Origin of the sequence: Leeuwenhoekiella marinoflava DSM 3653 (genome assembly GCF_900129005.1) — a bacterium.
Taxonomy (GTDB): domain Bacteria; phylum Bacteroidota; class Bacteroidia; order Flavobacteriales; family Flavobacteriaceae; genus Leeuwenhoekiella; species Leeuwenhoekiella marinoflava.
Genome location: NZ_FQUN01000010.1, coordinates 64,669 through 78,116 on the forward strand (window position 1 = coordinate 64,669; position 13,448 = coordinate 78,116).

The following is a 13,448-nucleotide window of genomic DNA, read 5'->3' on the forward strand; positions in this document are numbered from 1 at the left end:
TCTTATCACGCTAAATGTAACGCAATTTATGAGAATTCTACTCGTAGGAGAATACAGCAATTTGCACAACAGCTTAAAATCTGGCTTAATCCAGGCCGGTCATCAGGTTACACTCATCAGTACCGGTGATGCGTTTAAAAAATTTCCTGCAGATGTAAAATTTAGTGCAAAGCGTATTGAAGGCAGTAGTTTGCTACGTTTTCTACGAAAAGTAATTTTTAAGATTTTTCGGGTAGACATTGCTTTTCTTGAAATAGGATACAGATGTTTGGACTGGTTGGTGGATCAGAAAAATTATGATGTGATTCAGCTTATTAATGAGTACCCATTAAAAACGCCTTATTTTTTTGAAAAAAGAATTTTTAAACGCCTGAGAAGCCTGACTTCCAAAATGATTGTATTGGCCTGTGGTGATGATTATATCTATCTCAAAAATATAGACAAACTGCCGCATCACCCTATTCTTCAACACCCGGGTATTGGTTTTCCGTTTAGTGACAAATACCTGACCCAAAAGCACAAAGTTTATCACGATTTTGTATTTCAACAAAAAGATTTGATCATCAGTTCTGACCTGGATTATCATTCGGTTTATAATGGAATTAAAGACTATTACGGACTAATACCTAATCCTGTAGACCTAAGTAATTTTTATCTAAAACCTAAAAAAGAGACTTCTAGGATTGTAATTTTTCACGGAATAAACCACACCAATTATTACAAAAAAGGAAATGATTATTTTGATGCTGCCTTAGCAATTATTCAACAGAAATATCAGGATAAAATTGAGGTCATTTCTGTTACTAGTATTCCATATGCTGAATATATACAATCGTATAATGAGGCTGATATCGTTCTTGATCAAACCTATGCGCTGGATCAGGGTTATAACGCATTAGAAGCTATGGCGCAGGGAAAAGTGGTCTTTACCGGCGCCGGAGCATTGTTTTGTAAAACCTATCATTTAAAACCGAATAGCGTTGCGATTCATACCATTCCTAATGCTGAAAAAATTGCAGCAGATCTGGAAAAACTTATTTTAAATCCGAATCGTATTCAAGAAATTGGTCAGGCTGCGCGACTTTTTATCGAAAAACATCACGATTATAAAGTTGTCGCCAACAACTATATGGAAGCCTGGAAAACGATTAAAGCCAAACTCGACGAATCTTCTGCTTCAGCGGAAGCTCAAAATACTGATACGAAACCATGCAAACCAATAGAATCACTATAAAACTCAAGGTATTGAATTGCCAATCTGGGAAAACGACCTCATAGTGATTTACGAATCGGCGAGCATATCGTAAAATAAGCTGATGCCACAGGTAAAAACCAAAACTGAGTTCGCCTAAAAACAAAGCGACTTTATTAGATAAAAGTCTGGAAAAAATTCCTTTTTGTTGAGCAAATACACCAATAAATAGCGTCATCGGCAACCAATAATAAACAGAATACCGAACCACTTTTGGGAAGGATTCGGCAATCACATAAAACAAGATGAGTAACGCTATTGCCGCCAGTTCGTAATAGGTGAAAACCGACTTATAAACCTGAAAAGAATCTTTCCGAAGCAATTTATAAAGCAAAATCCCTAAGCCGAAATCAAAAATTCTTAGAAACGGATTGATGTAAAAAAACCAGTGTTTTAAATACTCTGGAGTGGTAATCATGAAGACTAAAATCACTCCACTGGAAGCGATAAAAAACAAAACTAAAAACGTCTTAGAAAGCTTTAGTGCACATCGCAACAAGACCGGAAATAAGAAGTAAAAGAAAAATAAATCTGAGATACTCCACGCCACACTGTTAAACGAAAAATAATAAGATGCATCAGGTATAAAACTTTGCAGCATAAAAACAGCCGCTAAAAAGCTCATCCACCATTGCGTTGAATTTTCAGCAAATACTTCTAAAGTCAAGGGTATAGCTGCCAGTAAAGTCAAGAAATATAACGGATACAACCTGCTTAACCGCAGCTTTAAAAAACGACTCAGGCTGATCTTTTTATTGGTAATTCTTTCGGCATAAACATAGGAAAGAATAAAGCCGCTCAACGCATAAAAAAAGGCATGACCAATGGCATCTTCCAGAACCTTTATATGATGTAAAAACACCAAAAAAGCAAAAACAAAACGTAAAGAAGCCAGCGATTTTAGCACGTTTTTACAAATAAAGACTTTCGAAATATAACCAATAGCATCAGAAAATAAGCAATATAACTCACCAAATGCCCCATGGAAGCACCCACAAAACCAAATCTTGAAACCAAGAGTGTACTGCTAAAATAGATGACACTTAAGGAGATTATTTGTGTAATTATAAACGCCCTTAATTTATTTTTTGCGATTAACTGATAGGCTATAACCAGGCTTGCTACTCTAAAGAAATCCCCGGCTAATTGCCAAATAAACAAGGTTTTCATCTGTAAAAAATCAGCATTATAAACCAATTTTATAATCCATATTTTCAAAACATAAACAAGAATTAATCCCAAACCAAAAAGCGGTAAAATGGTTTTATAAAAGTTAAAAACCTCCGTTTTAAATTCTTTTTTAGTCTGTATTACTGAAAGTTTGGGCAACACATAAAGCGTCAATAAAGTTGTAGCAAACATCAAATAATAATCAGATAATCTCAGCATCGCATCCCAATAACCTGCTTTTTCGAGTCCATCGACCACGATAATGCGTTGCCTGATACTGATATAAACCCACGGAGAAACTATGGCTGAAAACAAAGTCATGCCGCCATACGATGCCAACTTCTTCAAAACGGAATACTTTACAGGCAATAAAAAAATTGTGATTAAATAACCACGCTCTTTATATAAGGCAACAGCTGTAACCAGCAAACCTACCACGGCGCTTAATACCAAACTCAGCAATGCCCCAAAAATTTGCATTCTGATAATTAAAAAAACAGACAATAGCACTCCTAAAACGTTTGTAGCAATATTGATATAGATGACTTTTTTATAATCTCCCACTCCATTAACAACATTAAGAATCAATGTATTCAAGGTGAAAATTGGTAACACCACTGCAGCAAACCGAAGAATGCTGGTAAAATTATATGTACTACTAAAAACCAAATCATTTATCTGCGGAGCAGCTATAAAAAGGATCAAGCCTAGCACTACCGAAGCCAGACAACCTATTTTTAAAGAAGTTGAAACAAGATTGTTTAGCTTTGATTCTTCTTCTTTATATTCGGCAGCATATTTAACAACACCGTTGTTGATTCCTAATTGACTAATGCTTTGAACAGAATTTAAAAAGTTGCGCAAGTCTCCCAGAATTGCCATTCCTGAAGCCCCTAAATAAATAGCAATCAACTTAGAGGTAACGAGACCACAAACAATACGAACCGAAATACGCAGGGTATTTACAGAGCTGACTTTTAATAAGATATTCTGCTGTATGAGCTGTCGCAGAAACCTAAGCATGGTATTGATTTAAAACTTTTATAATACGGTCAATTTCTAGTTTAGAAAGTACAGGGTTAAGCGGAATACTCACACAGGTATTGGCGACATGCTCTGTAATGGGGAAACTTAGATATGCGTATGATTTTAAAGCTTGCTGTTGATAAGGCGGTACAGGATAATGCAATAAATAACCAATTCCATTCAAGTCTAAATACGATAAAAAAGAAGCACGATCTTTTACCAGAATCACAAAAAGATAAAACACGTGATTTGCAGATCCAAGCCAAAAGGGAAGCTTGATCAACGGATTTTTGATTTCGGCTAAATAACGTATAGCAAGATTCTGACGGGTTTGATTTTCAGCAGATACACTCTTCAGCTTTTCACTTAAAAATAAGGCCTGTAAGGCATCTAATCGTGAATTAAACCCCACATATTCATTAGTATGAGCGGCACTTCTCCCGTAGTTCCTCAGGCTCTTTAGTATTGTCGCTAGGTTAGCATCTGAAGTGGTAATCGCTCCCCCATCTCCCAAAGCTCCCAGATTTTTAGTAGGATAAAAACTGAATGCTGCCGTTTCACCAAAACTGCCTGCTTTTTTCTCTTGCAATGTTGCTCCGTGCGCCTGACTTGCATCTTCAACAACCAATAAGTCGTGTTCTTTAGCATAAGCCAAAATAGCATTCATCGGTCCCAGTTGACCATATAAATGGGTGATTAAAATAGCTTTTACCGAAGCTTCAGGCTTAGATAACAATTCTAAATCTATATTGAAGATTGCGCTTTCAATCTCTACAAAAACCGGTTTTAACCCGGCGTGTAAAACCGCCAATACTGTTGCGATATAAGAATTTGCAGCCAACAAAACTGAATCTCCCTTTTTGAGTTTCCCTTGTATTTTATAAGCTTCAAAAATGAGGCGTAGCGCATCAAGTCCGCTGCCCGTGCCAATACAGTAATCTGTACCGCAAAAGTTTGCAAATTGGCTCTCAAAAGCCACTACTGCATCGCCGAGAATATAATTTCCGTTAGCTAGAAATTCTGAGAATTTAGTTTTAAAAACATCCTCATAAGGAGCATTGAGCTTTTTTAAATCTAAAAACGGAATCATAAAACAACATCTTTTAGATAATGTGCATTCTCTGTACTTACGCGATAAGTACGCTGAACACGAGTACGCGCTCCAAAGGTTTCTTTCCAGAATTGGAGTCCGTTATTGAGTTTTAAACCGGCTTGCTCATTAGAAGTTCCGAAATCAAAATACCATTTATCTACGTATTTTTCTTCAATTAAATACCGAAATAGTAAATCTAAAGCTCCTTGCTTACGACCTTGCGGACTAGCAGAAATATACTGAACGTGCGCTACAGGGCGGGTTTCAAAAATGGTTGCTCCAGCACATATTTTCCCTTTCTTATCAAGCACATTAAATTGATGAATATTGTATTTAAATCGCTCTGCCAGAAACGTGATTTCTTCTAATGAATGAGTAGGTTCCGCATGATGGCGTGCTTCTAGATTGGGTTCTAAAATCTGTTTCCAGAATGGCTCAAAATCTTTTGTCTTTTGTATTTGTAATCCTGCCTTCTGAGCTTGATTAAACGTGCTTTTTCTAGATGAATTCAGTGGAATTCTATTGCGGTAATCAATAACCGAAGCAGTCTCTGCTTTTACAAGTGTAGCTTTGGTCAAAAATAAAAGGTAATCGATTTCGTCTCCCGGTAACTCCTGATAAAACTGAGGCAAGACTTTAATTTCTAATATATTTATTCCGCTTTGCCAAAGAAAATTCAATACCGCTTCAAAAATTTCTAAAACTTCTTTTAGTCGTATTTCGGCTTCTAAAACCAAGCCGCCATAAGTTAATCCCTGATGTGAATACACTGTGTCTCCCACTTTGTTTGCAGGCAAAACAGCAACTACTTTTTCATCTTTAAAAATAAGTAAGCTGTGATCTTCAAAACGGTCTTGATGATACTCCATAAAATCCCTATGAAAAAGAAAAGAAGTATTCTTAGAACCTTTATATATTCCGTTAAGTGAAGCCACAAAACGATCCCATCTGGATTTATAATCTGTTGTGTAGGCTTTTATAGATAGTTTAGACAAAAAATATATTTTAATGTGAAAGTAATAAAATAAGCATTTAAATAATGCCTATTACAAAATCACAATTTGCAGTCTTTTAATAGAAAGAGCATCATATAAAGTTTAATCTCTAACTTTTTGCGTAAAATCTTAAATGCTTTACTTATCTGAGCCTCTACAGTTTTTACAGATATATTAAGATATTGTGCTATTTCTTTATTAGTAAGACCGTCTTTTCTGCTCAATAAAAACACCTCTTTACACTTGGGCGAAAGCTTTTCTATCTCATTAAATATCTCTGACATAATTTTCTCTAAGCCTTCATCATCGCTATCCTTTGCAATTTTCTCTAAACTTTCGTGATACTTTTTTTCAAGTTTTATAATAGCGTTCTCTTTCTTGTAATGATTTATAAATTCGTTATAAGCACTTTTATATAAATAACTTTTTAATGAAGTATTTATAGCTAAACGCTCCCGCTTTTCCCAGATTTTCATAAATACATTTTGGAGAATGTCTTTTGCCGAAGCTTTGTCATTCGTCAATGAAAACACATATCCCATAAGTGAAGGACTGTATTTTTCAATTAAAAATGCGTGTGCATTTTTATCACCTTGTTTTAAGGCAAGTATCCAAGTATTGTTGATTTGTTCACACATTATTAATAAAACGTTTTATCAAGCTGGAATTAAGCTTATATATTTTGATAAAAATTAAATATATGAAAAAAATATTATGAAAATATTAGGGTTTTCTAAATGAGACTTGTCTTAGCTATATAACTCAATAATAAATGACTCAAAATAGCATTGAAAATTCATTAATCAAATTCTTAACTGGGCAAGCCTCCGAAAACGATATAGAGATATTATCTGAATGGATAAAAGATGATAAAAATCAGAAGACATTTGATGAATATGTGAAACTTCATTTTGAAGTTTCAACAGTACTTCAAAACGAAGAAGTTGCTCCTTTAAAAAATAAACTTCTTTCTAAAATTTCTGAAAACAAAAAAAAGAATGCAAAAAAAATCACCAGAATACGTATTCTAAGCTATGCTGCTTTAGTCGTTTTTCTCATAACAGGAGGTTATTTCTCTGCTACACAATATTTACTCCCCTTACTAAATAATACAGAGCAAACTATTCAAGAAAAATTTGTCATTCTTGAAACCGAAGAGGGGGATATGATAAAACTACTTCCTGCAAAGCAAAAAGTAATTACAAATGCTCAAGGCAATCCTATAGGTAATCAAAAGGGAGATAAACTGGTTTACCTCAATGACACTCATGTTTCAGAACCCTCATCTGTTAGCATAAGCATTCCTAATGGTAAAAAATTTAATATCGTTCTGGCAGATGGCACAAGCATTTATCTCAATTCAGGTAGTACATTAAGGTATCCTACATTTTTTAAAAAAGATATTCCTAGATCTGTGACCCTTTCGGGTGAAGCTTTTTTTGACGTTGCTGAAGACAAAAATCACCCCTTTATTGTGGAGGCTGATGCTATGAAAATTAAAGTTTTGGGAACCCAATTTAATGTCAATAATTATGCTGAAAACAAAGATGTACACACCGTTCTGGTTGAAGGTTCGGTGAATCTTTTCAACTCTAAAAAAACTGATGATGTATTACTAAAGCCTAATCAAAAAGCTAATTGGAATAAAACAGATAATACTATAAAAATTGAAAACGTAAACCCGTATAGATATACCGCGTGGATGGAAGGAAAATTAATTTTTAGAAATGCAAAATTTACTGAAATAAGCCGTGCGCTTGAAAGAAAATACGATGTAGAAATAGAAGTAGAAAACAAAGAACTTGAAAAAGAAATCTTTGATGCTTCGTTTGATATTGAAACCATTAGAGAGGTTTTAGAATCTTTTAAAAGAAGTTATTCTTTTGAATATCGTATCGAGAAAAATCACATTATCATCTATTAAAATCAACTTTAAATTACTAAAAACATGAAGCAACAACTACGCGGTCCAACTTCTATAAATCAAAAAAAACCAGAAAATGCGCCAACATTCCCTGGTTTTATACTCTGATTTAAAACAAATTTTAAACCATTATTAACTACAAGCAAATTATGAAAAAACACTCACAAAGATGGAGTGCTAATCGTTCTATTTATCTATTAAATTTAAAAATGAGCATTACTGCTGTACTTCTTACCTTAATTTCAATTTTTCAGGTTCAGGCTAATTCTTATTCTCAAAATAAAATATCATTAGATCTTGAACAGGTTTCAGTTATTGATGTTATCCATGCTATTGAATCAAAATCAAATTATAAATTTCTCTTCAATAGAAAAGATGTAAATCTTGAACAAAAAGTTACTGTACTTGTAAATGATAAACCTATTAATCATGTTCTTGAAAAAATGTTTAGAAATTCTACTATTGATTATGAAGTTCTAAATAATCAGATTATACTTAAAAAAGCTGTATCTGATAATTTGCAATCAGAAAAACAAAATCAGTATAAAATATCAGGAAAAATACTTGATCCTACCGGCCAGCCACTTCCAGGAGCAAACATTATTGAAAAAGGGACTAAAACCGGAGCTACTTCTGAATTTGACGGGAGTTTTACGCTTAATGTTAGTGACCCGAATGCAATTCTGATCGTATCTTATATTGGATTTACAACTCAAGAAATTCCACTTGAAGGCAAAACAAGTGTTTCTGTAAAACTGGAAGAAAATGCTGCCAGTCTTGATGAGTTAGTAGTTGTAGGCTACGGAAAACAAAAAAAGTATTCCGTAATTAGTTCAGTTGCTACCGTAGAACCTGAAGAATTACAAACAAGCTCGTCACGGTCTCTCAGTAATAATCTTGCAGGGAGATTAGCCGGTGTAATCGCTGTGCAACGTTCTGGAGAAACGGGTTATGACAATTCTCAATTCTGGATTCGAGGGATTTCTTCTTTTGCCGGTAATTCTGCTCCTCTTGTATTAGTAGATGGTATAGAACGATCGCTTAATAACATAGACCCTGCAGAAATAGCGACATTTTCTATACTTAAAGATGCTGCAGCTAGTGCAGTTTATGGAGTGCGTGGTGCAAACGGTGTAATATTAATAACAACAAAACGAGGGAAAATTGCTAAGCCAAGTTTTAATGCTCGTTACGAGCACAGTCTAACACAACCTGTTCAATTACCAGAATTTGTGGGCGCTGCAGAGTATCTTGAAATACTAAATTCTATTGCACGGGAAGAAGGCACTACTGAACCCTACTCACAAGAACGAATTGATAACATACGCTCTGGAGTAGACCCAGATTTATATCCGGATGTCAACTGGCTCGATGAAATCACAAAAAACAATGCATCGAGCGACCGGCTTAACCTTACTGTAACAGGAGGTACAGAGCTTTTACGCTATGCATTTGTTGCTTCTTATTATGGCGAAAATGGTATTATTGAAACAGACCCAAACCAAGAATGGGATTCTTCTCCTCACCTAGATCGTTATAACCTAAGGTCTAATCTTGATTTGAATATGACGCCCACTACACTATTTAGGGTAAGTATAGGAGGTTTTCTTCAGGATTTGAGGAGAGCGCCCCAGTCTGTAGATGATTTATTCAATTTAGCTTTTGAAACACCTCCTTATCAGCATCCTACTCAATATTCTTCAGGAGAAATACCTGTTCAGCCAGAAAGATCAAATCCCTGGGCTCTTGCAACACAAACCGGTTATGAGCGTCAAAGTGCCAGTAAGCTTGAATCTCTGTTTTCAGTTGAGCAAGATCTAGATTTTCTAATTCAGGGGCTATCTACAACCTTCAAATTTTCATTTGATCGCTATAATGCAAATAGTGTTACCCGTAGAAAAGATCCTGATTATTTTAACCCTTCAACCGGAAGGCTAGATGACGGTTCTTTAGATTTAACGATTTACAGATATGGTCAGGATTTTCTAGGTTATGAAACCGGTTCTGAATGGGGTAATAAAGCTGTATATCTTGAAGGAAGAGTAGAGTATTCTCACAATTTTAAAGGTGACCATCAAGTAGATGGTTTGTTTTTGTACAATCAACGTAATTATGATAATGGTGACAGACTACCTTACAGAAATCAAGGGTTTGCAGGGCGTACCTCTTATTCTTACAAAAGAAAATACATAGCAGAATTCAATTTTGGTTATAACGGTTCAGAAAACTTTGCAAAAGGAAAGCGTTATGGGTTTTTCCCTTCAGTAGCAGCTGGTTGGATTGTTTCTGAAGAAGATTTTATAAAAGACATTAAAGCAATATCCAATCTTAAGTTAAGAGCTTCTTATGGCCTTGTTGGTAATGATCAATTGGGAGGTCGTAGATTTCCTTATATAACAACCATTGGAGACACAAATGGTTACACATGGGGTGTTAATAATGATTATCAAAGAGCAGGTCGATGGGAAGGCGATTATGGTGTACCTAACTTAACTTGGGAAACAGTAGCCAAAGCAAATATAGGTGTCAATTTAGGATTGTGGGAAAGCATCAACATTACTGCAGATATCTTTAAGGAACAACGTAGCGATATCTTTATGCAAAGACGTACTGTACCAGGATCTTCAGGTTTTATAAATAATCCGTGGGCAAATTATGGTAAAGTAAAAAACCAAGGATTTGAAGTTTCTTTAGATATCAATAAAAGGTTTTCTGATGATTTTTCGATAAGAGGCTGGGGGAATTTCAGCTATGCGCATAACGAAATATTGGAACAGGATGAACCTGTTGCAGTGATAGGTACAAACCGTTCTTCTACTGGTCAATCTGTAGGTCAAATTTTTGGACTTGTAGATGATGGTTTGTTTACTAATGAAGACTTTACCGACATTGATAATGGTATACTTAATGACGGTATACCCAATCATACTTTTGGTCCTGTGAGACCGGGAGACATTAAATATAAAGATATTAATGGAGATGGTAGAATTGATGACCTAGACAATACTCCTATAGGTGGAACCTATACGCCAGAAATCGTTTACGGTTTTGGTTTCAATATGCAGTATAAAAGTTTTGATTTGGGGCTTTTTTTTCAAGGAAATGCTAAAACTTACAGAATAATTGGTGGTCAATACTTTATTCCCGGTACTGGTGCCGGAGCTCTGGGGAATATTTACTCTAATGTTAATGACCGTTGGATGGCAGATAACCCCAGACAAGATGTTTTCTGGCCTCGCTTATCTAATCAAACTAATGCTAATAATGCTGCCGCTTCTACATGGTGGCTTAGAAACATGAGCATGCTACGCCTTAAGAATGCAGAGGTTGGTTATACGTTTCCAAAAAGTCTAACTGAAAAAATAAGCAGTAATAACGCACGGCTGTATTTAAGAGGAAATAATATTCTTACGTTTTCTTCTTTTGATCTCTGGGATCCGGAAATTGACACCTCTACAGGATTCAGATACCCTCCTATTGAGTCTATAGCATTAGGTTTAGATATAAGTTTCTAATTAAGATAAATAATAGAATATGAAAATTTTTAAATACATAACTGTCATTGTCTTGACAGTGACAGTTACGTCTTGCTCAGACTATCTGGATAAAGAACCAGAAGATCAGCTTACACTTAATAAAGTTTTTAATGACAGAACCAGAACTGAAGACTGGCTTGCGGGATTATATTCTAGCATCCCAGATCCTTATTTTGCAATGGTAAAAGATATAGGTTATGATGCGCTAGGTGATGATTTAGCTCCTTCCACCGGCTGGGAACAATTTGGATGGAATGTTATTTCCAAACAAACCGGTAACTGGAGTCCTTCGTCATCTTGGGATAGCAATTACTGGGATTTACTTCCTAAAAGAATCAGGTCTGCTTATATATTTATTGACAATGTACAGGCGTTACCTTCTCAAAAGGTAACAGAAGAAGACGTTGTAATTATGAAAAATGAAGCCCGTTTTCTGATCGCTTATTATAATTTCCTGCTAATTCAAGCATATGGTCCGGTTCCTTTTAATGAAGGTATACGTACAGCCGATGAAGACTTACTGAATGAAAGAAGGCCTTTTGATGAATTAGTTTCTTGGATCGATAATGAGTTGAAACAAGTTTCAGAAGAATTACCTGCAACATATACAGATGGCTCTAAGTTTGGTCGTGCAACTTCTGTAATGGCTCTTGCTGTAAGAGCTCGTATGTTATTATTCGCTGCGAGTCCATTAGTTAATGGCAATCAAGACTACTCAGGCTATACAAACAGTTTGGGAGAACCTCTTTTTAATAGCACATATAGCCCAGAAAAATGGGTTAGGGCAAGTATCGCGTGTAAAGAACTTATTGATGCTGCAAATCAGGCTGGTCACGACTTGTATTATGAGTACAACGATGATGGCTCAATAGATCCTTTTTTATCCTATCAAAATATGATGTTTAGAAAGACTACTGATGGTAATACCGAAATACTCTTTGCCCGTCCTGACGTAAATCATTGGGAATATGACAAACATGCACAACCCAGAGGTACCGGCGGTAACGGAGGTTTAGGAGTTACGCAATCGCTGGTAGATGCTTTTTTTATGGAAAACGGATTGCCAATTGAAGATCCTAACTCTGGTTATGTAGAGAAAGGTTTTTCTGAGGAAGCAGAAATTAGAAATACAAAATGGATTGAAGTTCAGGGTAATCAAGACGGAAAAGAAGGTCAAGTAACGCTGCCAGACACTTATAATATGTATACGCATCGTGAGCCTCGTTTTTATATTTCGGTTTTATATAACCGGGCATGGTATCGCAGAGAAAACCGTACTACGCGATTTATGCTTGAAGAATGGGACGGTGGCCCAACTCACGATGCACCTCAAAATGGATATATGGCTCGTAAAAAGGTACATCCAGATCACGACCCTAGAGCAGGTACTAATCCTTATCGCCCGGGAATTCTTTACAGACTGGGAGAGGCTTATTTAAATTATGCAGAAGCGCTTAACGAAAGTGACCCGGGTAATCCTGACATTTTAAAATATGTTAACCTCATTAGAGAACGCGCTGGAATTCCAGATTTACCGAATGGTATGAGTCAGGATGATATGCGAGATGCTATACACAGAGAAAGACGTGTTGAACTCAACTGTGAGATGGGGTTAAGATACCACGATATTCGCCGTTGGAAAATAGGAGAACAAACACTGGATGGAAAATTTTATGGAATGAACTTCTTTGGTTCTCAACCTTGTGATGATGATAGCAACCCCGATTGCTTTTTTACAAGGAAAGTATATCAAGAACGTGAATTTTCTAAAAAGAATTATTGGGTACCTATTCACCAGACAGAAATAGATATCAATCCAGATTTGGTACAAAATCCATTCTGGTAAGTTTTATGAGGTTTTATGCCCCCTTACTAGTTTTAAGGTCTGGGGGTGTATTTCTTAGAAAAACAGAATAAACCTCAATAACATTTAATTCAAATCAACTAAAATTTTATAAACTCCGGTCTGGCTGTCTAATTCAAATTCAGCATTACGGATTTCTATTTCATTATATTTTGTAAATGAGCAGCAATCATCAGTTGTTCTTTCAGCATTTACATATAAATTAAACACCGTGTCCTCACCTACTTTGACCTCAAGATTTACGATTTCGGTTTCCCAACCCACTTTAGAAATTTGGATTAAGTCAATTTGGTTTTCAGCAATAAATTGAAACTCTCTTTCTGTATCATTGATGGTATTTACAATCGCTATATCTTCAGGGTCATAAGTATCGTTTGTAAAAATATTCTCTCCAGTTTCAGTATTAACTAGTTCAAATATAAAACCTTGAGGCGGTGTAAAACATTCTCCACAATCATCATTCTTACACGATTGAAATAGCGAAGCGATTACAATTAAGACAAGGTAGACTTTTTTCATTTTGACATTTAGATTATAGATGCATTTATAATAAAAAAGTTGCGTGATTTTGAAGAACAAAAAAGCACC

At 35.5% G+C, this 13,448-nt stretch carries 10 protein-coding genes; 4 read left to right on the plus strand and 6 right to left on the minus strand.

The annotated features are described in order from the left end of the window. Positions 1–28: 28 nt before the first annotated feature. Complete coding sequence (locus tag BUB91_RS10005) at positions 29–1,234, plus strand: glycosyltransferase family protein (RefSeq protein ID WP_073099105.1); 1,206 nt, start codon at positions 29–31, stop codon at positions 1,232–1,234. On the opposite strand, the gene BUB91_RS10010 is transcribed toward BUB91_RS10005, so the two are convergent. From BUB91_RS10010 to BUB91_RS10030, 5 genes are read right to left on the minus strand one after another with little or no spacing between them, the layout of a single operon-like run. After that, the gene (locus BUB91_RS10010) at positions 1,149–2,159 is read right to left on the minus strand and encodes an acyltransferase family protein (RefSeq protein ID WP_164917854.1); all 1,011 of its coding nucleotides are present in this window, start codon (positions 2,157–2,159) and stop codon (positions 1,149–1,151) included. The genes BUB91_RS10005 and BUB91_RS10010 overlap by 86 nt on opposite strands. Continuing rightward, positions 2,153–3,445 carry an O-antigen translocase gene (locus BUB91_RS10015; protein WP_073099107.1) on the minus strand — a complete coding sequence of 431 codons (1,293 nt, stop codon included), beginning with the start codon at positions 3,443–3,445 and terminating at the stop codon, positions 2,153–2,155. The genes BUB91_RS10010 and BUB91_RS10015 overlap by 7 nt, the downstream gene beginning before the upstream one ends. Next, positions 3,438–4,538, minus strand: coding sequence for a DegT/DnrJ/EryC1/StrS family aminotransferase (locus tag BUB91_RS10020; protein ID WP_073099108.1), 1,101 nt, complete (start codon positions 4,536–4,538; stop codon positions 3,438–3,440). The genes BUB91_RS10015 and BUB91_RS10020 overlap by 8 nt, the downstream gene beginning before the upstream one ends. Then, on the minus strand, positions 4,535–5,536 hold the full coding sequence (locus BUB91_RS10025) for a GNAT family N-acetyltransferase (protein WP_073099109.1): 1,002 nt from the start codon (positions 5,534–5,536) through the stop codon (positions 4,535–4,537). Before BUB91_RS10025 ends, BUB91_RS10020 begins: the two co-directional genes overlap by 4 nt. 59 nt (positions 5,537–5,595) lie before the next feature. Then, entirely contained in the window at positions 5,596–6,174 is a 579-nt protein-coding gene (locus BUB91_RS10030; RefSeq protein WP_073099110.1) for an RNA polymerase sigma factor, read from the minus strand. A gap of 134 nt (positions 6,175–6,308) precedes the next feature. Here BUB91_RS10030 and BUB91_RS10035 point away from each other — a divergent pair, with 134 nt between their 5' ends. The 3 genes from BUB91_RS10035 to BUB91_RS10045 all read left to right on the plus strand — a co-directional run bounded on the left by BUB91_RS10035 (position 6,309) and on the right by BUB91_RS10045 (position 12,842). Next, positions 6,309–7,460: a FecR family protein gene (locus BUB91_RS10035; RefSeq protein ID WP_073099111.1), complete on the plus strand. Its 1,152-nt coding sequence runs from the start codon at positions 6,309–6,311 to the stop codon at positions 7,458–7,460. Positions 7,461–7,609: 149 nt separating this feature from the next. After that, entirely contained in the window at positions 7,610–10,975 is a 3,366-nt protein-coding gene (locus BUB91_RS10040; RefSeq protein ID WP_241652598.1) for a TonB-dependent receptor, read from the plus strand. A 19-nt stretch (positions 10,976–10,994) separates the two neighbouring features. Continuing rightward, a complete protein-coding gene (locus BUB91_RS10045; RefSeq protein ID WP_073099112.1) occupies positions 10,995–12,842 on the plus strand; it encodes a RagB/SusD family nutrient uptake outer membrane protein in 1,848 nt (615 codons plus the stop codon). Between the two features lie 84 nt (positions 12,843–12,926). On the opposite strand, the gene BUB91_RS10050 is transcribed toward BUB91_RS10045, so the two are convergent. Next, positions 12,927–13,379: a hypothetical protein gene (locus tag BUB91_RS10050; RefSeq protein ID WP_073099113.1), complete on the minus strand. Its 453-nt coding sequence runs from the start codon at positions 13,377–13,379 to the stop codon at positions 12,927–12,929. Between the last annotated feature and the right edge of the window lie 69 nt (positions 13,380–13,448).